19 protein-coding genes are annotated in these 26,223 nt (G+C 50.9%); 6 read left to right on the top strand and 13 right to left on the bottom strand.

Going from position 1 to position 26,223, the window contains the following annotated elements:
• Positions 1 to 9 precede the first annotated feature (9 nt).
• The 3 genes from ACFE33_RS04620 to ACFE33_RS04610 all read left to right on the top strand — a co-directional run bounded on the left by ACFE33_RS04620 (position 10) and on the right by ACFE33_RS04610 (position 3,288).
• Complete coding sequence (locus ACFE33_RS04620; protein WP_380057550.1) at positions 10 to 1,050, top strand: ABC transporter ATP-binding protein; 1,041 nt, start codon at positions 10 to 12, stop codon at positions 1,048 to 1,050.
• Positions 1,047 to 2,051 carry an endonuclease/exonuclease/phosphatase family protein gene (locus ACFE33_RS04615; RefSeq protein ID WP_380057547.1) on the top strand — a complete coding sequence of 335 codons (1,005 nt, stop codon included), beginning with the start codon at positions 1,047 to 1,049 and terminating at the stop codon, positions 2,049 to 2,051. The genes ACFE33_RS04620 and ACFE33_RS04615 overlap by 4 nt, the downstream gene beginning before the upstream one ends.
• 163 nt (positions 2,052 to 2,214) lie before the next feature.
• Positions 2,215 to 3,288, top strand: a complete 1,074-nt coding sequence (locus ACFE33_RS04610) for a Hint domain-containing protein (protein WP_380057544.1) — start codon at positions 2,215 to 2,217, stop codon at positions 3,286 to 3,288.
• 124 nt (positions 3,289 to 3,412) lie between these two features.
• Here ACFE33_RS04610 and ACFE33_RS04605 read toward each other — a convergent pair whose 3' ends face one another.
• From ACFE33_RS04605 to ACFE33_RS04595, 3 genes are all read right to left on the bottom strand, one after another.
• Entirely contained in the window at positions 3,413 to 5,653 is a 2,241-nt protein-coding gene (locus ACFE33_RS04605) for a TRAP transporter permease (protein ID WP_380057541.1), read from the bottom strand.
• An 80-nt stretch (positions 5,654 to 5,733) separates the two neighbouring features.
• Complete coding sequence (locus ACFE33_RS04600; protein WP_380057538.1) at positions 5,734 to 6,714, bottom strand: TAXI family TRAP transporter solute-binding subunit; 981 nt, start codon at positions 6,712 to 6,714, stop codon at positions 5,734 to 5,736.
• A gap of 463 nt (positions 6,715 to 7,177) precedes the next feature.
• Positions 7,178 to 7,591 (bottom strand): VOC family protein, encoded by a 414-nt coding sequence (locus ACFE33_RS04595; protein WP_380057535.1) that lies wholly within the window; start codon positions 7,589 to 7,591, stop codon positions 7,178 to 7,180.
• A 738-nt stretch (positions 7,592 to 8,329) separates the two neighbouring features.
• On the opposite strand from ACFE33_RS04595, the gene ACFE33_RS04590 reads away from it, so the two are divergent.
• Entirely contained in the window at positions 8,330 to 9,175 is an 846-nt protein-coding gene (locus ACFE33_RS04590; protein ID WP_380057532.1) for a neutral zinc metallopeptidase, read from the top strand.
• 247 nt (positions 9,176 to 9,422) lie between these two features.
• On the opposite strand, the gene ACFE33_RS04585 is transcribed toward ACFE33_RS04590, so the two are convergent.
• Entirely contained in the window at positions 9,423 to 9,581 is a 159-nt protein-coding gene (locus tag ACFE33_RS04585; protein WP_380057529.1) for a hypothetical protein, read from the bottom strand.
• Positions 9,582 to 9,980: 399 nt separating this feature from the next.
• Between ACFE33_RS04585 and ACFE33_RS04580 the strand changes: the two genes are divergently transcribed.
• Entirely contained in the window at positions 9,981 to 10,580 is a 600-nt protein-coding gene (locus ACFE33_RS04580) for a transglutaminase-like cysteine peptidase (protein WP_380057527.1), read from the top strand.
• A gap of 59 nt (positions 10,581 to 10,639) precedes the next feature.
• On the opposite strand, the gene ACFE33_RS04575 is transcribed toward ACFE33_RS04580, so the two are convergent.
• Positions 10,640 to 12,037 carry a hypothetical protein gene (locus ACFE33_RS04575; RefSeq protein ID WP_380057524.1) on the bottom strand — a complete coding sequence of 466 codons (1,398 nt, stop codon included), beginning with the start codon at positions 12,035 to 12,037 and terminating at the stop codon, positions 10,640 to 10,642.
• Between the two features lie 1,218 nt (positions 12,038 to 13,255).
• Between ACFE33_RS04575 and ACFE33_RS04570 the strand changes: the two genes are divergently transcribed.
• On the top strand, positions 13,256 to 13,498 hold the full coding sequence (locus tag ACFE33_RS04570; protein ID WP_380057521.1) for a DUF6868 family protein: 243 nt from the start codon (positions 13,256 to 13,258) through the stop codon (positions 13,496 to 13,498).
• A gap of 396 nt (positions 13,499 to 13,894) precedes the next feature.
• Here ACFE33_RS04570 and ACFE33_RS04565 read toward each other — a convergent pair whose 3' ends face one another.
• From ACFE33_RS04565 to ACFE33_RS04530, 8 genes are all read right to left on the bottom strand, one after another.
• Positions 13,895 to 14,869, bottom strand: coding sequence for a transporter (locus ACFE33_RS04565; protein WP_380057518.1), 975 nt, complete (start codon positions 14,867 to 14,869; stop codon positions 13,895 to 13,897).
• Between the two features lie 215 nt (positions 14,870 to 15,084).
• Positions 15,085 to 16,515 carry a sulfatase-like hydrolase/transferase gene (locus ACFE33_RS04560; RefSeq protein ID WP_380057516.1) on the bottom strand — a complete coding sequence of 477 codons (1,431 nt, stop codon included), beginning with the start codon at positions 16,513 to 16,515 and terminating at the stop codon, positions 15,085 to 15,087.
• 957 nt (positions 16,516 to 17,472) lie between these two features.
• Positions 17,473 to 17,991 (bottom strand): hypothetical protein, encoded by a 519-nt coding sequence (locus ACFE33_RS04555; RefSeq protein WP_380057514.1) that lies wholly within the window; start codon positions 17,989 to 17,991, stop codon positions 17,473 to 17,475.
• A 161-nt stretch (positions 17,992 to 18,152) separates the two neighbouring features.
• A complete protein-coding gene (locus ACFE33_RS04550) occupies positions 18,153 to 21,296 on the bottom strand; it encodes a type I restriction endonuclease subunit R (RefSeq protein WP_380057511.1) in 3,144 nt (1,047 codons plus the stop codon).
• Positions 21,293 to 22,258: a DUF4268 domain-containing protein gene (locus ACFE33_RS04545; protein WP_380057508.1), complete on the bottom strand. Its 966-nt coding sequence runs from the start codon at positions 22,256 to 22,258 to the stop codon at positions 21,293 to 21,295. The genes ACFE33_RS04550 and ACFE33_RS04545 overlap by 4 nt, the downstream gene beginning before the upstream one ends.
• On the bottom strand, positions 22,255 to 23,337 hold the full coding sequence (locus tag ACFE33_RS04540) for a pentapeptide repeat-containing protein (RefSeq protein ID WP_380057505.1): 1,083 nt from the start codon (positions 23,335 to 23,337) through the stop codon (positions 22,255 to 22,257). Before ACFE33_RS04540 ends, ACFE33_RS04545 begins: the two co-directional genes overlap by 4 nt.
• Positions 23,334 to 24,656: a restriction endonuclease subunit S gene (locus ACFE33_RS04535; RefSeq protein WP_380057502.1), complete on the bottom strand. Its 1,323-nt coding sequence runs from the start codon at positions 24,654 to 24,656 to the stop codon at positions 23,334 to 23,336. The genes ACFE33_RS04540 and ACFE33_RS04535 overlap by 4 nt, the downstream gene beginning before the upstream one ends.
• A complete protein-coding gene (locus ACFE33_RS04530) occupies positions 24,649 to 26,211 on the bottom strand; it encodes a type I restriction-modification system subunit M (protein ID WP_380057499.1) in 1,563 nt (520 codons plus the stop codon). The genes ACFE33_RS04535 and ACFE33_RS04530 overlap by 8 nt, the downstream gene beginning before the upstream one ends.
• Positions 26,212 to 26,223: the final 12 nt, after the last annotated feature.

Genomic DNA, 26,223 nt, shown 5'->3' with positions numbered 1-26,223 from the left:
GAACTAAACATGGCTCAAGTATCGCTACAAGACATCCGCAAGATTTACCCAAACGGCCATGAAGCTGTTATTCCAACAAGCTTCGACATATCGGATGGCGAGTTCGTGGTTCTGGTCGGGCCGTCGGGATGCGGGAAATCAACACTACTACGCATGATCGCCGGGCTGGAGGAGATCACCGAAGGATCGCTATCAATCGGGGCGCGCAGGGTGAATGATGTCGACCCTGCAGACCGTGACATCGCGATGGTTTTCCAGAACTACGCGCTATACCCACACATGACTGTTCGCAAGAACATCGGCTATGGCCTCAAGAACCGCAAAACGCCGCCCGAAGAAATCGACGCCAAGGTGCGCGAAGCGGCCAAGATGCTTAACTTGACTGACTATCTGGATCGCAAACCATCGCAGCTTTCTGGTGGCCAACGCCAGCGCGTCGCAATGGGGCGCGCAGTGGTGCGCAACCCTGCACTATTCCTGTTTGATGAACCGCTATCAAATCTGGATGCCAAGCTGCGCCACCAGATGCGGATCGAGATCAAAGCCCTGCAAAGACGTTTAGGTGTAACGTCAATCTACGTGACGCATGATCAGGTTGAGGCCATGACAATGGCGGACCGCATTATCGTGTTAAACGAGGGGCGTATCGAACAAATCGGCACGCCAGCCGAAATCTATCACTCGCCAGCGTCGACATTTGTCGCGAGCTTTATGGGTGCCCCGCCGATGAACCTAATCAACGCACGGCTTGAGGGCGGCCATGTCATGATCAACGGCTCCACAGCGCTCGCCCCTGCCGAGGGAACGGGCACAATCACCATTGGAATTAGACCAGAGGATGTCGAGCTTTCGCCGGAGGGTTCGTTGTCGTTTCAAGTGGATATTGTCGAAGAACTAGGCGCGCATCGCCTCCTTCACGGGCGCCTTGCTGATCAGAGTTTCACCATCCACGTCGGCAAAGACACCCCTGTGGCCGCTGGGGCGACGCATATCAAACTGAACGCCGAAGCTATGCGCCTCTTCGACGCACAAACGGGGAAAGCATTGTGATTACAAGAACATGCAGTGCATTGCCGCCGATCACGGAAAACGAAACGGCTCGGATACTCTCCGCTCCACGAAATGCTCAGGCGCACCGCGAGTTGCTGGCGGAAACCGCCGCTATGAACTTAATCCAAACGGGTGGCAAAGCGTCCGCGACGGTACTACCCTCCTCCCTTACAGTTGCGGCATGGAACGTGGAGCGCTGCCTCTTTCCAGAAGAAACCGCCAATCACTTGCGGGGCGTCGCTCCTGACATCGCCCTTCTCTCGGAAGTTGATCACGGCATGGCCCGTACTGGCCAGCGACACACTACAGAAGTTATGGCAAGTGCGCTCAACATGACCTACGCCTTTGGTGTAGAGTTCCACGAAATGGAGCTTGGCGGTCCAACTGAACGCGCTTGGTGCTCGGATGACTTCAACGCATTGGGTTGGCACGGGAACGCCATACTCTCATCCGTTCCGTTCGAGCGTATCGCCATGTTCCGTCTCGATGATCACGGGCATTGGTTCGCGAGCGATTTCGGCGCCCAAGACCCAGATCAGCCGAGACTGGGAGGCCGCATGGCCCTTGCCGCGATTGTGCAGACGGTAAACGGGCCAATATGCGTCGTCTCGACCCATCTGGAAAGTAACGCGGATGCACCCTATCGGCATAAACAGTTCCGAGTTCTGCTGGACGCCATCGACACATTCGCACCAAACACTCCGACACTGATCGGCGGAGACCTGAACACTGGCAACAACATGCCACCAAATTTCGATTGGCGCCAAGAAACGCTCTTTGAGTTGGCCGAGCAACGAGGATACTCTTGGGATTTTTCGGCTGAGGGCCCTACGACCCGCCCAAGCTTGATCACGCCCCACCCTCAACGTGTCATGAAGCTCGACTGGTTCGCAGGCCGCGATATTCACGCCAAAAACCTAGGAATTCTGACTTCCGAGACTGCTCAAGGAAAGCCACTTTCCGATCACGACTGCGTTTGGTGTTCTGCAGAAACTTCCTGAACATTCTTAACCGGTCCTGTTACATGGGCAGCTTTCAACTTAAACGAACGGGAACGGCCTGATAAACCTGCAGGACACCCGAACTATCCTACATATCTAATATGGCGTTTTTGCCCAACCTGTGGAAAAGTCATTTCGACAGGTAGCTAGTGTGAAATGAATTATGGCCGAAATCGTATCCTACAATCCTTCACTCGGCATTATAACGATCGCCGCCGCTCCTGGCGAGGACTTGTCCGGCTGGACTTTTGAGAGTTATCAGAAGTCAGGCAACACTGCGAGTTTTCTTGGCTCAGGACCAGTTGACCTTTCGGACCCTCAAGTCTCTGCCTCAGACCCCTCAATTATTTACTACACAAGTAATTTCGGCCTAACGACGGGTAACCAACGTGACGCTGTCGCACTTGTCGACGACAATGGAAACTTAGTAGAAGTCATTGGCTGGGGTAATGACGCAAACTATATTCTCGTGGGCGGCTCTGCGGGGGGTAGCATAGTATCACCGTCCAATGGCAATTATGCTGGCGACAACGACCAAGACTGGTATTTCAAAACACCTGGCAGTGGCTGGACAGGCAATAATGGTTCTTCGAACAGCGGACTTCCGCCCGACCTCCAGCCATACACGCCGCCATGCTTCGCCTCTGGCACGCTCATCGAAACTCCGAACGGCCCGCGCTTGGTCGAGGAATTAGAAGCGGGTGATATGGTTCTGACGGCTTCGGGTAAGCCCCAGACGGTGCGATGGATTGGCACCAGGACAATCCATTTTGGCAAAGCAGAGGAACCTAAGCACCTGCGTCCCATATTAATTCTAGCAGGTGCACTTGGGAACGGCTTACCGACGCAAGACCTCTGTGTCTCTCCACAACATCGCATCGTGCTAAGCAGTAAGTGGAACGATCTGCACTTCGGAAGTCGCGATGTTTTGGTCGCTGCGAAACACCTTGTTAACGGGGATTCAATCAAGATCGACGGAAACTGTACGCAGGTCGAATACGTCCATATTTTGCTCGATCAACACGAGATTCTGATCTCAAACGGTCTTCCGAGCGAGAGTTTCCATCCTGGCCCTGTAACACTGCCGAGTCTTGACATGGCACAGCAAACAGAGCTGTTTGAACTCTTTCCTCAGTTGCGCTCAAACGCGCTTGGATATGGCCAGACATGCCTACCTGCCCTATCCGGTTGGGAAGCGCGTGTTGCGACTTCCGAGGCAGCGTTGCTATCTAGCTAATCTCCGCTCCTCGCAGGCACACATGCTTGCGAGTTTCCATTGTCGCCATCTGAGTATTTGAAATGCCCCCTTGCCCATAATCATCTAACTTTGGGAGGGGGCATTTTTTCAACTCGTATCGCGATTAGTCGCTCCCGCGTACGGAGATTTGACTTTCTGCGGGCGGGCGGAATTTTAGCTGGACCACAAAGAGAATAGCGGCGACCGCCACCCCGATGATGTCCGTCACGAGGCCGCCCGCGATCATGCACAGCGCACCAACGACAAGCCCCAGTCGCATGAACCACGCTACGCGCGCGCCTGCGAACCAGCCCTGTACGCCCGCCGACAGAAGGAATACGCCAAATATCGCCGTCGCCCCCGCGCGGATCACTTCGAACCAAGAACCATCCATTAAAATCGCACCGTTATAGAAGAACATGAACGGTACGATGAATGCTGAGATACCAATCTTGAACGATGCCACCGAAGTTTCCATCGGGTTCGCACCCGATATCCCTGCCGCCGCATAACTTGCCAGCGCCACCGGAGGTGTAATCGCCGAGACAACCGCGAAATAGAACACAAAGAAGTGCGCTGTTAGCTGCGGGATGCCCAACTGAACCAAACCCGGAGCAACAACAGACGCCGCAACCGCATAAGCCGCAGTCGTCGGCATGCCCATGCCCAATAGGATTGCAATACACATCGCAAAGAACAGCGCAAGGAATTGGCTTGTTTCAGCAAGCCCAAGAAGCACAGAAGAGAACCGCGCGCCAACGCCAGTCAGACTAATCACGCCAACGATGATGCCCGCACAGGCACAGACCGCGATGATCTGAATTGACATGATACCCGCAAGCTCAAACGCTTTAACAGTGCTTCGCACGCCCATACGAACGGGCGTAAGCCAAGAGACCACAGCGGCCGCAGCAGTGGCCAATGTCCCTGCCCGAATGACCGAATACCCCATAAAGAGCGCATAGATCAGGATAATGATCGGGATGAACAGGAATATCTGCCGCATCATATCGCGCAGCTTTGGGAGTTCGTCGGCGCTCATGCCCCGCATACCCAGTTTTGCCGCCTCAAAATCGACCATAAAGTAAATCGATACGAAGTAGAGTATTGCCGGAATGATCGCTGCGATAGCGATGTCTGTGTATGGAATGCCGGTGATTTCGGCCATGATGAACGCGCCTGCGCCCATGATCGGCGGCATAATCTGTCCGCCGGTGGATGCCGCGGCTTCTACTGCGCCTGCGGTACGTTTGGGATATCCCACTTTCTTCATCAATGGGATCGTAAGCGAACCTGTCGCCACAACGTTGCCCGCCGAAGTGCCGTTGATCATACCCATCAAGCCAGAAGCAAAGATCGCTACTTTCGCGGGGCCACCGCGTGCTTTACCTGCCGCCGCAAAGGCAAAGTTCACGAAGTAATCGCCAACCTTGGAGGCCTGCAGGAACGCCGCGAAAATGATAAAGAGGATGATGTAAGTCGAGGACACCGCAGTTGTTGGCCCCAAGATACCAGCATCCGTGTAAACTTGGCTAAAGAAGCGCGTCCACTGGATGTTCGGAGCATTGAGGAAGCCCGGAAGCATATCGCCTACAAAGACATAGACCAGAAAAACCGCCGAGATAACGATAAGCGCGAGCCCGGCAACGCGGCGTGTTAGCTCCATAATGAGCGCGGTGCCCGCGACGGCCGCAATACTTATTCCGATTGGCGCAAAGGGTGTACCCGTCGAATTGCGCATAAGCGTGTCGTAAATCGTGATGAGATAGAACGCGACTGCAATACCGCAAACAGAAAGCAGCAGATCCGCTACCGCCACCTGTCCACGCTCACGCCCACGCAGCCAGCCAATGACAATTCCGATGGCCGTAGCGGCAACCAACGGGATGCCAAAATGATAGATTTCGAGGTTCTTGAACTCTGGGCTAATACCATTCCACTGCACGCCGTCCGCAATCTGACCGGATATCCCATAAGCAGTCCAGATCGCATAGATAGCAGGTATCATCGCAACCCACGCCAGAATATCTAATGGATGGTGCGAGCGGCTTTCGCCCTCGTCCACGAATGCCCGCGCGGAATAGAGCGTGAAGCCAAGGATCAACGCACCGGCTATGTGTACAATGCGGAAATTCCAAGTTTCCATTGGGAAGGTTGGTAAAAACGGTATCTCAATCCCGGTCCACTCCGATATCGACAGACCATTGAGCGCCGCCATATGAAAGAATGCGTAAAACGCCGATAGCATCGCCACGACGAAATAGGTCCGCCCACCAAAGATGCGTTGATTATTTTCAACGGGTTCTTCGTCCACGCCTTCGGCGATAACGCGTGCCTGCTGCTCTGCGCTGTTTTGATCTGTCATGATAGCTGCCCCCTTATATACCGCCCCAATGCGGTGTCATGCCGCCCCATTGGGGCGACATGTATAGTGTTATCCGAAGATTAGTTGCCGTAAATCATATCATCAGGGATATCGGCACCCGCATTTTCCTTGAACCATGCAGCAGCACCAGGATGCCACTTAAGAACGGTGTTCTTGGTCCAGTTTTCAGGAAGTGTCGAAGCTGCTGCTTTGTGAATGCCGACCATGCGCTCGTTATCGGACATAACAACATCAACCGCTGCATTCACGAAGGACGCAGGAAGATCACAGTTCGCGATCGCAAAGTTCCACATCGAAACCGAACGAGCATCTGCTTCAAGCGTGGTGTAGGTATCCGCACTAATTGCAAAGTCAGACACGGGGAAGGCCTCAAGCAATTTCGCTTGCTCTTCTTCTGTGAATTCAATGATGTTCACGTCGGTTTGCACTTCGAGCTGGCTTACCGCAGGAACAGGAACACCCGCCGCAAACGCAATCACATCCAGTAGACCGTCCTGAAGCTGACCACCAAGATCGGTCCAACCGCCATTGCGACGCTCAAACTCGACGCCAAGCGTTTCCATCATCCGTGGGAAATAGGTGTCCGAAGTTGAACCAGCGGGACCGAAACCAATCTTCGCACCTGCTGGAATGTCGCTCACGCTAGCAATCCCAGACGATGCAAGCGCAGTTACAGAAAACGGCGTTTGATACATTGGGAACATCGCGCACGCTTGTGTCATTTCAAGCCCGGGTGCGATTGGGTTGGTACCAGCCAACGACTCCGCTGCGGGGCCCATTGTGGTCATGCCAAATGCCGCTTCACCAGTGTGAACAAGCGCCATGTTCTGCATTGGTCCACCAGTGACTTCGCCACCGCCAGTAATGCCCAATTCCTCACCAACGAGATTAGCCCAACCAGAGCCATAAGCGAAATAAGTGCCGCCCTGACTGGCCGTGCCAACGGTGAAGCTGCTTGGCCAATCCGATTTATCAACGTCCTGCGCGACAGCGGCGCTCGCCAAAACTGTCGTAGCCGCAAGGATTGTAGTAAATTTCATGTTCTCTCTCCTCTGTTTAGTTCTCTTTATCTGGACTTTTCGGGTCACTCACTTTTGACGCCGCCAGAATTAGCTCCCAGTATTGCTGTTTTAAACATGAATTTGCAACCATAAGCGATTTCAAGATTGCCAATTATTCAAACTATTTAGCAGCCAACTACACAACGGCCTTCCGAGTCAAATTCCATTGTGCGAGGAGGGGGAGAAAAATGAAAAGGAAAAGGGTTCCGAACCGAGAAACGTAGCGTTTATTGTACCGTCTAGTGTTCGATCCCCGATTGGCGTCGCGTCACGTATATGCCGAAGCATTGCCAACACGAATTACGTGAACTCACTAGATTGGCTTCAATAGAGTTCTTCAGTTCCCGTGCAACAATTGAAGCAGACAACCCAGTTTGCGCCCGTCCGCCTCAACAAATGGCGCGCAGTTCCCGTAGGAAACTAGACACTACCAATGTACTAACTAAGTCGCGAACACCTTACCCATTTCAGCGAAGCCTTTAATCTCAATCGGATTGCCTGACGGGTCCCGAAAAAACATTGTTGCTTGCTCACCGGGTTCTCCCTCAAATCTCAGGCTTGGCTCGATCAGAAAATCGACGGATTGCTTCTTCAACTTCGCGGCTAGCGCCTTCCAATCTTCAATCGAAAGAACAACACCCAAGTGCGGCATAGGCACCCAATGGTCGCCAACTCTACCAGTCCCCTTTGTCTCAAACGGTTTTCCCAAGTGAAGCGATATCTGATGACCAAAGAATGAATAATCCACCCATGTTTCAGTTGATCGCCCCTCGGTACAACCAAGGATCTTTCCATAGAATTCTCGAGTCTCGTCGAGATCGGTCACATTATATGCAAGATGAAAGGGTGTGAGCATTAATATCTCCTAGTAAGCGGAAAGAACTATTTACTTGGAATTGAAAATTTACACAACGGACCCAAATAGCTTTGACGCCCGTGAGAAATTCCAAGCGAACACCGCCTATTTCTAGTCTCTGAGCGCCCTCTCACCCTTTGTCAGCAATTGATGCCAAACATTCTTACTCCGGCTAAGCTCCATTGACAGAGGCTTGGTTTAGCGACACTAGCCTTACCGCTCTCATTCAAGAGCTTCTGAACTAGCGCTCCATCGGTTTTTTTCGTGGGGACTTGCTGCATAGTCAATCACCTACCTAAAACATTGCAAGGCGCGATTACTAATGATGCATCCTGCACGATGATCATAGCTCCTCTCCGGGTGTTTCGTAAGGGCTGGCAGAATTGCACATCGTTGTGAATGATCGAGGCTGTGATTCGCATAGATCCATCACTAAGAACGGGAGAACATCAGTTTACACTCCCGATTACATTCATCAGTCTAAACTTGGCGAGTATCTGATCAGACTTTGTCAGTTCAGAAATATTTGATACACTTCATTCCAAGGCAATTTATGCCAATTTGAATTAAGCCAATAAGCTAAAGGTCAACAGAGGATGGAATAACCCCAGATCTTCTACAAACTGACTCAATCGCTTTGGCACAGCAATTCCAGCATGGCAAAGCAAGTTCTTAGCAACGCCATCACAATTAAATAACAACGATATCTATTGTTTTATTATTTCACGGGAGAGTGCGATGAGATGGCAGGGACGCCGAGGAAGTAAAAACATTGAGGATCGACGGCGCTCCTCAAGAGGCGCTGTCGTTGGCGGCGGCGGGATTGGTGTTGTCGTGATTGCTTTACTTGTCTGGGCATTGGGCGGCGATCCTGTTGCCGTGCTTCAATCAAGCGAAGGCGTTCAACCTAGCGACGGGCAGATCACGCCGGCAGACGAACAATCAGCTGAGTTTGTGTCCGTAGTCTTGGCTGACACTGAAGAGATATGGGCCGACATTTTTCGCGAGCAGCTGGGGCAAGAATACATTCCCGCGACACTTGTACTCTTCAAAGTCGCAACAATGTCGGGCTGTGGCGGCGCCAACGCGGCGACCGGTCCATTTTACTGCCCTACCGATAAGAAAATCTACTTAGACACCGACTTTTTCGTAACCTTGTCGAGACAACTAGGAGCCAATGGAGACTTTGCGGCGGCATATGTTGTCGCGCACGAGGTGGGACACCATGTCCAAGATCTGATCGGTATTCTCGGAACGACCACAAACATTCGCCAGCAGGTCGGAGAAGCGGAGGCAAACGCCATATCGGTTCTTGTTGAACTCCAAGCCGACTGCTTCGCTGGACTTTGGGCAAACAAGGCCGAGGAAAAATTTGGCTCTTTGGAACGAGGCGACATAGCTGAAGCGATCAATGCCGCGGAAAAAATCGGCGACGATACTTTGCAGAGAAACGCTGGGCGTCGGCCAATGCCAGACAGTTTCACACACGGGACTTCTGAACAGCGACAACATTGGTTTGCGCAAGGCTATTTGAACGCTCGCATTGACAGCTGCGATACTTTTCAAAGCGCGTTTTCCGAGTGAGCCGCCGCTGCATCGTGCAGCCGGTTTTCTCTGGAAGCGATGACGATACCCCACTACTACAATTCTGATGCCCAATCAGGCTGGATCAATCGAAAGCAATAGGATTGGTCCACGGCCTAGACGAAAATTTAGGCCGTGTAGATAACGATCACATCACGTATTGGCATTAGGCCAACTGAATGAAAGTAGCCCTACGCCACACATCGCGAACTAAACTCAGAGGCGTTAAGAAAACACTGCGCTGTTGCTATAGCTTATCGAAACCAGTCGTATCTATCCCTTGAACGCTTTCTTTTGCAATCGCGTCAAAATCCTGCGTTTTCTCATATTCGGAAACAACGACACTGTCGCCTGGCCCACAAGCCGTGAGCAACAATACAATGGTGAGAGTTGATACTATCTTCATCTAAATTCCTCGTTTCAAACATTACATGTCGAAAGCATAACAGAGAAAGAATAACTCAACGAAAAGTATTCGTGAGCAGCAGTAAGCGCCCCGAAAGCGCGCCACATGCAGCGTAATCTGCCTCCCTTCGCGATCAAGTTTGACGAGTAGTGCTGGTGGCGACAGCAAAACCTATATTAGTAGCTTAAATCATAAATGCAGCGATCATACAGCTTGATGCACTTTCAGTTTAGTAATTAACCGCTAGATGGCTGCCCTACCCCCCTCAAGTCGGTTTCCTCTGCCCCCGCGACCACATTAACGTCACAAAATTGCGCGATTCCCTTACGCATTTTGGCCCTACTTATCCGTGCAATTAGTGGGTGAAAGCTTGTGTTTACACTGAGGGGCAATTCAGAAATGAAGAGAACAGCCAATCGACGCCATTCGATCGTGCGCAGAATTCGTTTCGCAATTGCGGTTACTACTTGCGCTGTTTCAATCCCATTTAGCGCGCTTGCCGCGAATTCTCATCTTGTTGCGACTATTCAAATCGCGCCTCCATCTGGCGCAAAAGCTCTCTGCCAAACTTACCGCTGGGCATGTAGCTCTACTAAGTTGGAGGGAAGCAAATCTGCGATCAGCGCTGATTTCATCAACCAGATCAACACTCAGATAAACCGTTCATACAAAGAAATTTCGGATAGCCAACAATATCGGACTGTTGAGCATTGGGCGCTTCCAACCGCCCGCGGTGGAGATTGTGAAGATTTCGCTCTAATGAAAAAACACAAGCTCATAAGAATGGGTATCGATCCCAAACATCTCTTACTTGCGACGGTATTAGATCGTAAGCGCAACTCACATGCAGTGTTAATTTATCGTACCAAAAACGGCGATTTCGTGTTGGACAACCTGACAAACAGAATACGTAACTGGCAAGATACAGGATATATCTTCCTAAGAATGCAGGATCCAGTCAATCCGCAGCGTTGGGTCGCAGGTTTCAAGAGCAGTTAACAACGATGCGTGGCGAGACGCCACGCATCGTTATTTTTTTGAAATTAGGTCTTTGGCAACTACCTTTTCTTGCTGCCGCCTCCGTTACCTTGGTTACCAGAAGACTGGCTCGAGCCATTACCCTTTGAGCTCCCCGATTTTCCGTTGGTATTAGAAGAGTTTCCGTTACCCTTCTTGTCGCCCTTTTCCTCACCGTTGCCTTGATTGCCAGGTGAGTCGCTAGCGCCATTACCTTTGGAGCTTCCCGACTTGCCATTGGTCTTGGAAGAGTTTCCGTTACCCTTCTTGTCGCCCTGTTTCCCACCGTTGCCTTGATTGCCAGGTGAGTCGCTAGCGCCATTACCTTTGGAGCTTCCCGACTTGCCATTGGTCTTGGAAGAGTTTCCGTTACCCTTCTTGTCGCCCTGTTTCCCATCGTTGCCTTGATTGCCAGGTGAGTCGCTAGCGCCATTACCTTTGGAGCTTCCCGACTTGCCATTGGTCTTGGAAGAGTTTCCGTTACCCTTCTTGTCGCCCTTTTTCCCACCGTTGCCTTGATTGCCAGGTGAGTCGCTAGCGCCATTACCTTTGGAGCTTCCCGACTTGCCATTGGTCTTGGAAGAGTTTCCGTTACCCTTCTTGCCGCCTTTTTTTCCACCGTTGCCTTGATTGCCAGGTGAGTCGCTAGCGCCATTACCTTTGGAGCTTCCCGACTTGCCATTGGTATTAGAAGAGTTTCCGTTACCTTTCTTGCCGCCGTTATGACCGTCGTCGCCGCCGTCATCGTCCGAACCGTCGTCGCCGCCGTCATCGTTTGGCTCGTCGTTGCCGCCGTCATCGTTTGGCTCGTCGTTGCCACCGTCATCGTTCGGCTCGTCGCTGCCACCGTCATCGTTCGGCTCGTCGTTGCCACCGCCATCGTTCGGCTCGTCGCTGCCACCGTCATCGTTCGGCTCGTCGCTGCCACCGTCATTGTTCGGCTCGTCGCTGCCACCGTCATCATTTGACCGACCGCCGCCATTTTTAGTCGTCGATGGCTTATCAGAAGCGCCACCGTTTGCTTTTTTAGCAGTCGTAGTTTTTTTGGGTTTGCCGTCGCTGTCGTCCTCATCATCACTAGTAGAAGACGGGCGAGATGACGATCCATCCGCATTAATGTCTCCAGACACAACGTCGAAATTCAATCCTCCATTTGATGGTCCAGCTGCCGAAATCGAAGCCGACGGAAGATCAGACAGAGCCACCGCGAGTCTTGGACAGTTATTCTGTGCGCCGAGGAGAATTTGCTCAAAATTTGGTTTCCTCGTCACCGCGCTCAAAAAGCCAGTAGTCACGCGATCACAAGAACAATAATCCGCCATGGAGGTCATAAAGTTTGCGTTCCACGCCGTACATCTTTTGGCATACGCTGGGTTGCTAACCATCAAAATGACGCCAAGCGCCACACCCGAAATAATTGATTTCCGATAAAACAACATAAAATTCACCTATTACACTCGTTACAATACTTCCCCCTTCGCGCGCATTTGGTAGCTCACTCCTAAGCAACTAGAGCTTATGTCATACAAGAACCGACAAATCCCAAAGCTTTCAAATGCTGATAAGCGCAAGGTCCCCAACGCTAACATTGGATTATGTTTGTACCAACAAAATTCGCCTTATTGTTGCCACACTTTTTACGCGAAATAGCCTGGATCCACTCAACGCAGACCCGTCAAAAACACCACATGTAGCCATTATATGCGCCACAAACACCAAATGATGGCAAAGATGTCGCCTAGATAGAAACAGTTTGTACCCTCATTGGCGCCGCACGCCCCTTCGTTTCGCCACTATTTGGACATATTTTACCACCGATGTATGCCAACAAGTGCCGTAAATCAGGTTTTTTCTTGAGACGCCATTTGACTGGCGATTCACCACATTTCATCCGATGCGGCCTCGTCTGGGACTGGCACTCAATCATTTTGATTTTTCCAACAGCGAGCGAATCTATTCAGAAAGCAATACGTATGACTGCGCTTGCTCATTCACTCAACGAGTGAAGTAGCGCGTAATGCAGATGTTATTCACCATGCGTCTTCAGAGTTTTTGGGTCCAAGGGAGGCGTAATTTACGCGAGAGCTTGGCTCATGTACACGTTGAGTTCGAGTTTGTAGAGGCCGGTAGGATCAGAAGGGTATGCGGTAGGGACGCGGCGTGAGGTTCGAGTCTGTTGTCGGCAGTTTAGAATAATCTCAAGCCAGTTCGCTCCCGGCACGGGCTAGTGCTATCACCCTGGCGGACCCTTATTGCCTGAAATCATACGCTATATAGATCGGCAGTCAGACTGCTAGCATTCGCTAGCAATCTACGCTTTAGCCCTCGACAGGCTTCTCAATTGGGTAGAGCCACCCGCAAAAGGCGTTAGCCCGAGAAAAGTGGGGCGATTTTCGCATTTGGGTTTGATCTAATCTGAGTACAACCATTCGCGTTTATCTCTAAAGCTCATTCGCGAAAGGGAGCCACCGAACAAATGGCAAAGCTAGGATACCGAAGAGTTTCAACCGCTGTGATCCGCCCCACGGAAGTGGTACAATTTGAAAGTTAGTGCTAGCTTACCAATATCTGCCGTTCTACTGATTTCAGAGCAAACCGTTGCAGCGCAAGCTTTGGCATGTAACATTTTCATATTGGTCAACAAACGGAGCATTCGAATGACAATAGAAACACTTACCACGTTTTTGGGCTGGGTGGCGGTAGTCAATATTGCTTTCCTAGCGATTGCAACTTTGGCAATGATCATTCTGCAGCCGTTTATGATTAATGTTCATCAACGCATGTTTAGAATAGATGAAAGAGATCTGAGGCTCTCATATTTTACGTGGGCCGCGAATTACAAGATCGTGGCTATCGTCTTCACTATCGCGCCCTATGTCGCCCTCAAGCTGATGGGATAACGCCTAAGAATTAATAAAGTCGGCAAATTGAATGTTCTCTTGGTCCTCAGACAATTTGGCTGGCAAAGACATTCTAAACTAAGAGAGCGTTCGGTTCATCACGTTCGCAGCATAATGCGGCGCGCCGGAAGTGATGAAAGTGTCGCGTCTCAAGTGTCTTTCGTTTTGGTCATTTCCTTATGGTGCAAAATGGCTTTGCCACGTTGGCAGGTGTGGCGTTGTTGAGGCTTCCTCTCCTCTCGGCGTCGCACGCATTACCTGCCGGCCAATAGGTAGCGTTGTCGATAATACTGGATCGAAGAAGGTTTATATCTCGCCTTCGAGGCAACCCAGATTACCGAACAGCTCTACGCCATTAATTCATAACAGAGCGAAATTTGATCTGCTCCAGAAATCTCAAAACTCTAGAGCGGCAGAGATCATAAATAGATTCCCTTTCATTCGGTTCTTACTTTCGACATCAAACAGAGCTTTGGCTGTGACACCTAAAGGCACGCTTCCCAGATTCACTACAGAGGTCACCGCAGGCCCGAGGCCCCACCCGCTACCTTTGAAACCGTTGAAATCAGCGGCCGTTAATCCGCCAGCCAGAATGCCTTTGTCATCTGTTAGTTGTTGATAGGCATAACCGTTAAGCCCAATCGCGGTGGTTTCGGAAAAATGCTTGGCGATCATCCAATCCAGATGGAACTCAGTCCCAGTCGTATAGTCCGTATCCGAATTCTCAGCGTTGAACAGAAAACCGCCGGTGGCTGATATTTCAAAACCGTTGGAAGGTTCAAAGTAAGTCCACGCAGCCGCAAGATCTAGCGACCAATAATTGCGCCCAACGTTGATTTGAGCGTCCCTGTCGTAAGTCCCGATCGGTATGTTCAACCCAGGCTGAAAAATGACATGGTGGTTGCCAACATTCCAGTTCAATAATAACGGGTTGAGATAGAGATCACCCATTCCACTGTTTGAGGCAGAACCAAAAATGGGACCGCCGCCAATTGGGGGCGTAACCGAGCCGGCAACATCCGCTTGCAACACAGGTAGTTCTGCGGAAAAGCCAACCTTGCCGCCCAAAAACTCGGCATCTGTTAGATAAGTAAACTTGAGAAGGTTCATGAGAACCTTTTGCTCAAGAGCAGCAGAGACTCTGCCACCCCTCGGGTGGATGTCAATTTTGGAGTTTAAATATGCTAGGTCACTGCGAAAATAGAAGCCAGGCGGCCCAAAGAAACCAACCTGAAAGTCATTGAATGACCCTTGCAGGTAAACACTTCCTCCGCCTTCTCCGGCATATGCCTGTTTGTCATCTCCAACGCCATCTAAGGCAACGCAAGCCATCGCAACAAGCAACAATTTTAGAGTGTTTTTTACCTTCATAATCGGCTCCAGTAATATTCGAACTCATTGCAGTGGGCTCTTTACCCATCCAATCAGACCTTGCGCGGCTATGTGCTAATTTGCACTGGGCGCAGGAAACTGCCTAGTAATCCAATCTCTCCAATGAAAGCTCCACCAATTCGGCAAAGCCAATAATGAAGTCATTCAGTGGGGCAGATCAAAGTTCTCGATAGGGCTTATTTTGGCAGAGTTGGCTATTCAGATGGGCCGGGAATAAAATCTACAGGTGCACCAAGCGGAATAAGTTCTTCTCTCAAAGTACTCTGCTTGAAGTCAGCTACAATACGTCCTGCATGAGCCGCAACCCAGCTGTGAATATAGGGGAAGTTGTAAGGCTTACGCTCACCGGGGTCTACTTCGAGGTTGATAATATGTGGTGTTGCCAGTCGCAAAGCGGGGTCGGTGAACGTTCGTTGGAGAACGCTCACTACCTTAAAGTTTCGCCATTTAACCCCATACATCACCTCTCCCATCCAATAGGGGAAACCTTCACGGGCCGATAAGTCGGTCTTGCCTTCAAAGAACTCCCGTTGGTCTAGGCCGTCTATTTCCCTATCTTGAGGAACTTCGGCGCCCGCCCAAAGTGCAATAGTCGTGAACATATCGGTTATGTGGACGATCTCGTTAGAAATCCGACCCGCCGGAACTTTGCCAGGATAGCGGATCATCGCAGGAGTGCGCAACGACCCTTCCATTCCTGTAAAATAAGAGCCTTCGAAAAAGCCGGAATGACCGCGATCCGGTTCCATTTCTTCGGACCCGTTATCTCCCGAAAAAATCAGGATCGTGTTGTCTAAAATGCCGCGTTCTTCGAGCATCGCTTTCAGGCTTGCGAAATCGGCATCCAGCTGTGCAAGACTGTCAGCCCAATCGCCATGCCCTGTTCGCCCCTTAAACTCTGGTCGGGGCCTTGTCGGCATATGCATCATCGTGTGGTTGAAATAGAGAAAGAAGGGCTTTTCTTCTTCGAGTGATCGATCAATAAAGCTTTGGGAACGCTTCAAGTATTCGACATCCAGTTCCAGCTTCAAAGGCACCGTTAGCTGCGCCCACTGGGTGGGTTGTTCACCCTGTTTAGATTCATAAACATAAGAGACCGGATCTCGCTCAGGGTCATACCAAGGATCCTCCACCCAGAATGCCTCGTCGTAAGAATGTGCGGGGCCAATCCATTCTTCGAACCCTTGATCTGTCGGCCAGCGACCTTCGGAAGCACCGATGTGCCACTTTCCAACTATGGCTGTCGCATAGCCCTCATCCGCTAGAACTTCTGCCAGTGTACGTTCCCAATCTACGAGACCGCTTGTACTTCCAGCGAGTGCCACAGAATGGTTGCCCGAACGGATGGAGTAGCGCCCAGTCATAAGAGCGGATCGTGAAGGCGTGCATTGTGTTTCTGGAGCAAAATTCAGCAGCCGAAGACCTTCTTCTGCCAAAGCATCCAACTCTGGTGTTTCAGCACCTCGGAGAATGCCTCCTCCGTAGCTACCCAACTCACCAAACCCGAGATTGTCCACCAAAAAATATACAATATTTGGTTTCTCCGCCACTTGAGCTGACAACGCTCCAGGTATTGCCAATGCAAAGATCAGACCAAGTACTGCTGAGCATCTGAAATTATTCATATTTGGACCCTTAAAAAATTCGCCAATAGCTGCCTAAAAACACTATCTGCGCCATAAAATAGTTCAAACATAATGCGCGTTTGCGCACCGAGCAACTCCAGCTTGGCTTTGAGCTTGGCTTTTCAAGGGGATATTAACTGCCAGATCAACCGCGTATACCTAGTGTTGAATTTTGACGGGAAGGTTGGAGCAAGATTGATTTCGACAAGCCCACCAACTTTTCCAGTATTACTCATCTCAAACGGCTTCCCCAATTGAAGCGATATTTGATGCACGGTGAATAAAACATTCGTCTATGTTACTTTGACCGCTCTTCGCTACAACCAAGTATTTCCTCGTAGAGTTCGCATCTCTCCTCGAGGTCGGTTACATCATATGCTCGAAGACAGGGCGTGAACATTGAAAGCAACTAGTTCGCGGAATGAGCGTTTTTCCAAGAAAAAAACACAACGAATCTCAATGGATTGGTCGCCCACGAGAAATCCCAATCGAACACCGCCTATTTCTTATCCCGGATAGCCTTTTCATCCTTTGTCAGAGGATTATTCCAAACATTCTTACTTAGGCCAAGCTCCCTTGGCAGAGGCTTGGTTTTACCAACACTCACCTTACCGCCCTCATTCAAGAACTTCTGAATTAGCGCCTCATCGGTGTTTTTCTTGGGGACTTGTTTCATATGTAGACATCTAACCGATGCTAGCCATTCTTGCCAGCCTAGTCACAGATTGTGGAAGCGCGGAACCCCAAAGAAAGGATTGCGACAGCGGTGCATCACAAATTCCAGTAGTGATTTTAGAGCTTGTTACGAAATGGTGCCCGGGGGCGGCACCACACTATTTCACAAAGAACATTAATTACAATATTTTAAATTATAGGTATTTTGATAAATACCAGCAGATATACCATCGGAACCGAACCATGTGTTTTCGGAATCGAACCGAACACGTAATTGCGAGTTCAAACTGCCCATTGACGCAATTTCCGAAATTCACTCCGCTTTTCACAAAGACGTTCAAACGCTACCCTTGCCATCGCTTGCGCCTGCTCATCACCCACCGGCTGCGGCCCCGTAATCATAGCGGCTTCGATAGTATTCCAAGGCAAGACCTCCCTCATCATTCTACCATGAGGATGACCGTCCTTAGGGTTTTGGGCGGAGGCTAGAATGGCAGCGTTTTCCGCTTCGTCCAACTGCTCAAAGGAAACTGAAGCGCACTCGGCAATCCAAAACATGGCGGGGCTACACATAACATTCCGCCAGCGAACTTGAGCGTCGATGTTTGTTGGGTCTTTTCTTTGCGACCTAAGTTCGCAATCCTTTGCAAACATCCAGCCGAGCCAGTGTTCCTTCTGAGACCTGTACCACTTGTTGTGGAAACCAACGCCGATCTTGATTTTTTGTTCGAGCGCCGTCGTGCGTGGCGGTGTTTCTGGGTAAGCAGAAAAGTACCTAATTAAATCGGAGTGCGCGATCATGATATCCCCTCTTGATTGTCCATAGTTCGGCAACTGACCGATAGTTAGTGCCCGTTCGTAGTTCGAATTCGTTCATAGAGCTTCCATTCCAATTCCTGATGACCCGCTGTGTCAGGTGCGGTTACTCGTGAAACGTCAACTTTAATGATTATTGCTCTTCTCTATGCCGCACTCCATTTCAATAGCGTTTCGGCCTGGCCCAAGACTGTATTAATCGCAGCAGGCGCAAGGTCTGGCGGATAACCGTATTTTTTCAATATGCGCCGAACAAGGACACGCAATTTCGCACGGGCACTTTCCTTGAGGTGCCAATCAACGGTAACGTTTTTCTGCAACTGATCGACAAGCTCATGCGCAATCACCCTTAACTCGTCATTCCCCAACGCCTCTACGGCGCTGTCATTCATCGCCAGCGCATCATAGAACGCGAGCTCTTCGTCACTTAGTCCAAGCTCTTCTCCACGCTGTGCGGAGGCACTCAACTCTTTCGCCATATTCACAAGTTCTTGGATCATCTCAAGGCTGGTGATGGCGTTTGCGTGATAACGCGCGACAGCGTCTTCAAGACGCTCCGAGAATGCTTTTGCCTCCACAACGTTCTGCTTCTGCCGGGACTTTATTTCTCCCGAAAGCAACTTGCGCAGAGCTTCCAACGCGAGGTTTTTCTGCTTCATTCCTTGGATATCGGACAAGAATTCATCCGAAAGGACAGATAGTTCCGGACTCTTCATTCCGGCTGCAGAAAGAACATCTACGATACTTGCATCAGCGATTGCTTCAGACATCAGTTGTGAAACCGCAAACTCTTTTTCCTTGGCACTCATCTGCGATCTAGGAGCCGTTTTCGTAAGGCCAGCCTTCACCGCTTGGAAAAAACCGGCTTCCTCCTTGAGCTCTTGCGCATATTCACTTGCAGAGGCTAATGCGAAAGCCTTCGTCAGTTTTGAAACAAGATTTTGGAAGTAATTTAGCTCTCTGCGTTTCTCTTTGGGATCATCAACAGCATCGGCTTTATCTTTTTGTCGAGCAAGCGCCCACTCCAGCGCCTCAGCTAGTGCCAAGAGCCGCTCCTGCGGAGTGCCGGAAACACCCAATGAGTAATCATGACCATGGAAGAACTCGCGACACTGTTCGACGAACTCTTTCAATGCGGCAATCGCATCATCTTCGCTGATGCCTGTCTGCCCACGATCTGTTTCCGTGTAATTTTGCAGAGCAGCTTTTAGATTTTGTCCAATGCCAATGTAATCAACCACCAACCCACCGGGCTTATCTTTGAACACGCGGTTCACGCGTGCAATTGCCTGCATCAATCCATGCCCACGCATAGGTTTGTCGATATACATTGTGTGCATGGATGGCGCATCAAAGCCCGTAAGCCACATATCACGAACAATAACGAGTTCTAGCGGATCTTCGGGATCTCGGGCCCGCTTGGCCAGTAGATCGCGGCGAGACTTGTTTCCGATGTGTTGCTGCCACTCCAAAGGATCAGATGCAGCGCCAGTCATCACGATCTTAACAACGCCTTCAGTATCGCTTTCAGAATGCCATTCAGGACGGAGTTTGATAAGCTGATCGTAGAGAGCCACGCAAATTTTTCGGCTCATGCAAACGATCATCCCTTTCCCGTCCATCGCTTCGAGACGCGCTTCGAAGTGTTCAACGATGTCTGTAGCCACCTTTTCCAAACGTAGCGGCGCACCGACAAGATTTTCTACGCGACTCCAACTTGCCTTCGCTTTTTCCTGCTCAGACAGGCTCTCATCGTCAAAGAGCGCGTCAACGGCGGCATCAATTTCCGGTAGCTTTTGCTGTTCTAACTCGACTCGTGCAAGGCGGCTCTCGTAGTAGATGGGAACAGTCGCTTTGTCCTCGACAGCGCGACTAACATCATAAATATCGACGTATTCACCGAAGACAGCGGGCGTATTAACATCTTCTGCTTCAATTGGTGTGCCGGTAAATCCAGCAAATGATGCGTTGGGAATGGCCTGGCGCACGTAGTGGGCATATCCGTACCTTCTGGCTCCAGTTGCAGCATTCAGTTTCGCGTCAAATCCATACTGGCTCCGGTGGGCTTCATCTGCCAGAACAATGATGTTCCTTCGGTCGGAAAGGAGTGGAAAATCCTCCTCTCCTGCCTCTGGAGAGAATTTCTGCAATGTAGAGAAAATAACACCTCCGGACTGGCGGTCGAGCTTCTCTCGTAGATCGTCCCTGCTTTGCACCTGTTCCGGAGTTTGCCGCAGCAAATCTTTGCAGGTCGAGAATGTACTGAAGAGTTGGTCGTCGAGATCATTCCGGTCAGTCAGAACGACAACAGTCGGGTTGCCGAGTTCTCTTGAACGAACAAGTAACCCAGCGAAGAACGCCATCAAGAAGCTCTTTCCTGAGCCTTGGGTATGCCAAATTACCCCAACTTTGCGGTCACCGTCTTCACTCGCGGCATCAACGGCTTTTTCCAGCGCTTTACGAGCGCCGTGAAACTGATGATAGCCGCCGATAATCTTGAACGGTCCTTCCCCTTTGTCGCCAAAAACCGTGAAGTCCCGTATCAATTGCAATAGGTACGCTGGTTGGAATACGCCGCGCAGCAAAGTATCCATTTCCCTTGGACCTTCAGGTGTAAAGTCACCTCGTGCGCCGGTAATGGTGCGCCAAGGCATGAAGCGATCTTCTCCAGCACTGAGCGAGCCGATACGCGCCAACAACCCATCAGAAGTAACCAGAACCGCATTGGTGCGGAAAAGGCTAGGAATTTGCACTTTATAGGTCTGCAGTTGATTAAAGGCGTCCGAAATTGTTGCGTTTTCACTCGCCGCGTTTTTCAGCTCGATTACCGCAACAGGCAAACCGTTAATGAAAGCCACGACATCCGGTCGCCGATTATATTCTCCCTCAATGACTGTGAATTGATTTGTCACCGTGAAAACATTGTTTGCCGCAGTTTCAAAATCAATCAGCCGAACTTTGTCCCCTTTGATTGAGCCATCGGGCCGACGGTATTCGACATCAACGCCCTCTACCAAGAGCCTATGGATGCGGCGGTTCTCTTCGATTAGAGAGGGGGTTTCTGAAATATGCAGTTGCTTAATGGCGGCGTCCAAAGCCTCTTGCGGGATACCGGGGTTAAGCTTTTGAACTGCATCCGCGAGCACATCCCGCATGAAAACCTCAGCGTATGATCCGCGAGCCTTTTGACTTCCGTCTGGACCAATAAACAGCGGATCAGCGAATTCCCATCCAAGTTCAGAGAAAACTTCGAGTGCTGCTTGTTCAACGAGATCTTCGGTAAAGCTCATATTAAATCCCCAACGGCTTTAACCTTGGGAGCAAAACAACGGTGCATCTCCTCAAGAGTGTCTACCACCCAAGTTTGCAATTCCGGCCAAGCGCTTTTGTCAGCGGCCTCCGGAACATCGAACTCGGTTGAAATCTTGCAGGCCTGCTTACCGGGTAGTGGATCCCAATCCAAAGCAAAACTCAATGTGCCCTCAACCTCATCTCGAAACTCTAACATTTGATCGAACATTATCTGGGCGTCGGGATGCTGTATGTATAGCCCGACACCGACACGGTTGTTTTGAGTGCTTATTGTCGCTCGCAAGATAAACCCGGTTTTCCCGACTGAATAGTCCATCCATTGTTTAGGGCTTGGTTTGCGTGCACGAACAACGTTGTTCGTAGAGATGCGCTCATTTACACCTTCCCAGAACTCAAGCTGCAACTGCTTGGTCGCGCTCACGTTCGCGCCTTCCAGTTTCTTCGCCGCCCGCCCGACATCCCGTTTCCAATCGTTCGGCTGCGCAACGATGTTAAACTTGGGCGCAGACAGGCTATCACCGATCCGCCAAAGCTCGATCTCTAAGGCAAAGAACTGATGGCCATCACCCGTAATTTCATTGAGCCAGTCAACCGCCGCGCGGTGCTCTTCGTGAAACTTGGCCGCGACCCAAATGCAAGTTTTGGCCTCTAACCCGGCCGCATAGGTGATGATCTGGCCTAAATGGGTATGATCCGTCCTCTCAAGCTGGTTTTCAATCACCACCCAATCGCCATCGGCAGTCGCAGTATCTCGGCACAGTATATCTGCGCTAAACCGGCCAACACGCCGTTCTTCTTCCTCGACTTCCAATGACATATTCAATGTCTCGCCGAGCAACGTGATATTTTCCTCTTGTGCAAGCCACGGGGTGAAGTCTTGAGCTTCCTTTGTCCATTCGACGCGAAGATCAACGCGTTCAAGGCGGCCTAGTTGGGTCATAACGGCTTCTCTTTTGATTTTCGAATGATTTTTTGTTTTAGTTCTGCGCTGTCAAATTCACATGTCTCCAACCCTCGTGCTCCCGCAAAGTCAGCGCTTTCGACAAAATTGGCATTTCTGAAATCAACATTCTCAAGCCATGAATTTCTGAATGAAGCCCCCTGCAGGTCAGCCTGATTAAACTCTCCATAATGCCTTTGCGCAAAGACAGGATTCCCATACTCATCATCATCGACATGTTCGTGGGTCTCTTCCGGAGGTTTTTGCGTGTATTTTATCTCGGCCTGCTCAAAGCAAACACCTGACAAATCGCTATTCAAAAAACTACAATCAACATAAATAGCTTGTGCCCTCTGATGTTCTTTCCCAAAAAACGCGCCCATGCCATCGCCTTGTGAGAGCTTGGCCTCGCACATTGAGCAATCAGAAAAATCAACTTTTTCAAATTTGGATGCGACACGAACGCCTATAGACGACGCCCAATTCCCACCAGATAAGGTTGAACCGTCGAGGTTATCGATGCCGTGCTCTTTCAATTTGGCGGAGGACAATGTCACCCCAGCCAAATTGACATTTGAGACGCCGACACGTTGAAGTCGTCTTAAGGCCCCTAAAATGCGGAACTTAGCTTCATCATTGTCCCAATACTTCAGATCTTCAATCAGTTCATGTTGCTGCTTAACGAACTGATTGGCTTGGTTTCGTTCCCCGATGTAAAAGATGATGATACCTAGAATGAATACCTCAGCGACTAGCCCCCACAGTTCCGTGGTAACTCCTGACCAATCGAAGTCAGCTCCGAACACCAAAAGAACAACCAAAATTGCGAGCAGAGCGATTGTTGCGGCGCGAACTGTGGGGGGAAGAGCGAAGTACTTTTCTCGTAGTCGCCGTTCGATCTTCGCCACAAAAGGCTTAGGTCCGCGCCTTCTCCAAATGCTCGATACCGAATACGGCTCAGGCTTTCCACGTTTCCGAGCAATGTAATTAGACAAAACCTTTGACCGCTCAGAGAAGTACGACAGGGTCCCCTGCCATTCCTTTTTTGTCGCTTGGATCAACTTTTTTATGTCTGTCACACTGCTGCCTCCGCATCTTTCAGGCGGATTTCGCCGGACATGAGTTTGGGTAGGAGGAGGTCGCGCATTTCAGCAAGGGTTTGGTTTTCTTGTTCGTTGGCTTGACGTTTATCGAGCAATGGGAGGGCAACTTCCTCGAATGCCTTGGTGCAGATCTTAGGCAACAACACGTCGGTTTGCGTGAGAACCTTAGGTGGCACACGCTGATGGCTGTTCGAGGTGCCTGTTACCATCGCTTCCATCTTCTCCCTCATCTCGTCTGATCGGAAAAGAGCTTCTACTGTCGCGATTCCTAGTCCCGCCGCAGGCCTGAAACACAGGAACTCGGTTGAACATATTTGACGTTGCTCGCCCGCAACCTGTGGAACCCAAACACGTTCGATGCGAGGATTGAGCTTGGAAACCAGCAACGAGTTGGGGGGCACGGCCGTCTTGTTGCTTTTGATCTCTGCTCCGTGTTCGCTGGTGGGCCACTTCGCTTTGTCAAAGGCAGGCAGACTAAAATGCTCGAACATTTCGTCCAGGTGCTGGTTGGGTTTGACGGATTGCCTCTGCTGTTCAACAACGGTGTTCAGCGTACGTGTCTCCCACCCCACAGGCAATCCATCTTCGCCCAACTTGGCAGGAAACAGAGGCGCGAGGGTGGCTGCTTTTTCGGGGCGGAAGGCTTGGCCCATGATGGCGGTTGGGTCGGTTGCGCCTTCCATTTGGCGGCGGGTGGGGCCGAAATCGACGAACCAATCCCGAAACAACGCCCGCGCCATCTCTTCCAACGTCTTATTCATCCGCCGGTTCAGCTCGATTTTATCGTCTATTGAAGAAAGTGTCGCCGCGATCTTTTCTTGTTCAACCTTCGGCGGGCAAAGAAACGGTATTTTCTTCAAGTTCACGATAGTGAGTGCTTGCTGGGTGGAGCCTATTTTAGAACTATCGAGCGCTCGCTGCCCCGCGCTTGATCGCAACCAATAGAGCAACCACTGCGGGCAGATGCGTTCGCTGAAGTTCCGAAACCACGTCAGGTTCCCATCTTTGAAATAAATTCGGTCTTTCGGCGTCAGCCGGTACACCCGCCCCAAAGTGCCGACAGATGTAAGAAGGATGTCACCTGCACTGGGAAAGCCGGCTTTTTTACCCAAATTTTGGTAGGTTTCTTCCGAAATGAACAATTCAGTTGATACATCACGACCTGCAGAAAGCTCCACAACTTCTTTGCCGCGCCAAAAGGGAACACCGTTGTCAACATAATCCCGAGCAAAAACGCGCTTGGCAGACAGAATTTCCGCCACGTCACCAAGGGTGGTTTCTTCCCAATCAATCATCGAGACTTACCTGTCCAAGGGTCGCCTTTATCGCTGTTTCCTTAGTTCTGCTGTCAAAGAATTGCTCGTTCAGAATTTCTGTCAGAGACGCGAACTTCTCCTCGAACGGGACCCCGTCGCCTTCGTCCTCCGCCGCCCCGACATACCGCCCCGGCGTCAGCACGTAGTCGAACTTGCGGATGGTCTCCAGCCCCTCGGATTTACAAAAACCCGGCTCGTCAACATAGGCCTCCCAACCTTTCTCCGCCAGCGTTTCGGGCATGGCCCGCCAGCGGCGGTAGGTGCCCGCGATCTTCTCAATATCCTCACCCGAGAACTCGCGCCGCACGCGGTCTACCATGTGACCCAAGTTGCGCGCGTCGATGAACAGTACCTCTCCGCTCCGGTTCCGCAGCCCATTGGCGGATTTATCACGGCTCAAAATCCACAAACAAACGGGAATTTGTGTGGAATAGAAGAGCTGCCCCGGCATGGCGACCATGCAATCGACGCGGTCCTGCTCGATCAGCTGCTTTCTGATCTCACCCTCTCCGCTGGTTTGGGACGACATAGAACCATTGGCTAGCACCACCCCCGCATGGCCGCGCGGCGCAAGGTGGTGGACGATGTGCTGTATCCAAGCGAAGTTGGCATTACCTTTTGGTGGTGTACCGTATTGCCAGCGTACATCTTCGGTCAGCCGGTCTCCGCCCCAATCCGAGATGTTAAACGGCGGGTTGGCGAGGATGTAATCAGCCTTGAGGTTCGGGTGGCTGTTCTTGTGGAAGCTGCCCGCGCTGTTCCATGCGATGTCGGCATCAATGCCATGCACGGCAAGGTTCATCTTGGCCAAGCGCCAAGTGGTGTGGTTGATCTCCTGCCCATAGACGGACAGGTTTAGCGGGTTGCCACCGTGTTCTTCGATGAATTTTTCGGACTGAATAAACATACCGCCGGAACCGCAGCAGGGGTCATAAACGCGGCCCTCGTAGGGCTCCAACATCTCAACGAGAGTCCGGACAACGGAACGGGGCGTAAAGAACTCACCGCCCCGCTTGCCCTCGGCGCTGGCAAAGCCCGAGATGAAGTATTCATAGACGCGGCCAAGCAGATCGCGTGCGCGGTCGGCGCTGTCGTGTAGTTTGATATTTGAGAACAGATCGACCAGTTCACCCAGCATGGTTTTGTCGAGCGTCGGACGCGCATAGTTTTTGGGAAGAACGCCTTTTAGACTTTCATTGGTCGGGACGGCTTCAATCGCCTCCATCGCGTCATCAATGATCTTACCGATGTTTTCTGAGCGGGCGTTTTTCTGAATGTATGACCAGCGAGCAGTCTCAGGCACCCAGAACACGTTTTCGGCCAAGTATTCCTCGGGCTCTTCAGGATCTGCGTATTCATCTTCGCTCAGTTGATCATACATCGCCTGAAACGCTTCGGAGATATATTTGAGAAAGATCAACCCAAGCGCGACGTGTTTGTATTCCGAAGGCTCCAACGCCCCGCGCATCTTGTCAGCTGCTTTGAAAAGATCCGCTGCGAAATCAAGATCAGATTGACGAGTTGTCTCTGACATATAGCCCCTGCC

The sequence above is a fragment of the Falsihalocynthiibacter sp. SS001 genome, assembly GCF_042445055.1.
Lineage (GTDB): Bacteria > Pseudomonadota > Alphaproteobacteria > Rhodobacterales > Rhodobacteraceae > Falsihalocynthiibacter.
Note: the sequence above shows the minus strand (reverse complement) of the source record. Positions and strands in the feature narration are given on the sequence as shown.

Bases quoted from the DNA above. Each gene is read 5' to 3' on its own strand.
- ACFE33_RS04545 (WP_380057508.1), bottom strand. From the start codon at position 22,258: ATGACCCAACTAGGCCGCCTTGAACGCGTTGATCTTCGCGTCGAATGG.
- ACFE33_RS04575 (WP_380057524.1), bottom strand. From the start codon at position 12,037: ATGTTGTTTTATCGGAAATCAATTATTTCGGGTGTGGCGCTTGGCGTC.
- ACFE33_RS04600 (WP_380057538.1), bottom strand. From the start codon at position 6,714: ATGAAATTTACTACAATCCTTGCGGCTACGACAGTTTTGGCGAGCGCC.
- ACFE33_RS04595 (WP_380057535.1), bottom strand. From the start codon at position 7,591: ATGCTCACACCCTTTCATCTTGCATATAATGTGACCGATCTCGACGAG.
- ACFE33_RS04560 (WP_380057516.1), bottom strand. From the start codon at position 16,515: ATGAATAATTTCAGATGCTCAGCAGTACTTGGTCTGATCTTTGCATTG.
- ACFE33_RS04610 (WP_380057544.1), top strand. From the start codon at position 2,215: ATGGCCGAAATCGTATCCTACAATCCTTCACTCGGCATTATAACGATC.
- ACFE33_RS04585 (WP_380057529.1), bottom strand. From the start codon at position 9,581: ATGAAGATAGTATCAACTCTCACCATTGTATTGTTGCTCACGGCTTGT.
- ACFE33_RS04580 (WP_380057527.1), top strand. From the start codon at position 9,981: ATGAAGAGAACAGCCAATCGACGCCATTCGATCGTGCGCAGAATTCGT.
- ACFE33_RS04555 (WP_380057514.1), bottom strand. From the start codon at position 17,991: ATGATCGCGCACTCCGATTTAATTAGGTACTTTTCTGCTTACCCAGAA.
- ACFE33_RS04565 (WP_380057518.1), bottom strand. From the start codon at position 14,869: ATGAAGGTAAAAAACACTCTAAAATTGTTGCTTGTTGCGATGGCTTGC.
- ACFE33_RS04535 (WP_380057502.1), bottom strand. From the start codon at position 24,656: ATGATTGATTGGGAAGAAACCACCCTTGGTGACGTGGCGGAAATTCTG.
- ACFE33_RS04605 (WP_380057541.1), bottom strand. From the start codon at position 5,653: ATGACAGATCAAAACAGCGCAGAGCAGCAGGCACGCGTTATCGCCGAA.
- ACFE33_RS04570 (WP_380057521.1), top strand. From the start codon at position 13,256: ATGACAATAGAAACACTTACCACGTTTTTGGGCTGGGTGGCGGTAGTC.
- ACFE33_RS04550 (WP_380057511.1), bottom strand. From the start codon at position 21,296: ATGAGCTTTACCGAAGATCTCGTTGAACAAGCAGCACTCGAAGTTTTC.
- ACFE33_RS04530 (WP_380057499.1), bottom strand. From the start codon at position 26,211: ATGTCAGAGACAACTCGTCAATCTGATCTTGATTTCGCAGCGGATCTT.
- ACFE33_RS04620 (WP_380057550.1), top strand. From the start codon at position 10: ATGGCTCAAGTATCGCTACAAGACATCCGCAAGATTTACCCAAACGGC.
- ACFE33_RS04590 (WP_380057532.1), top strand. From the start codon at position 8,330: ATGAGATGGCAGGGACGCCGAGGAAGTAAAAACATTGAGGATCGACGG.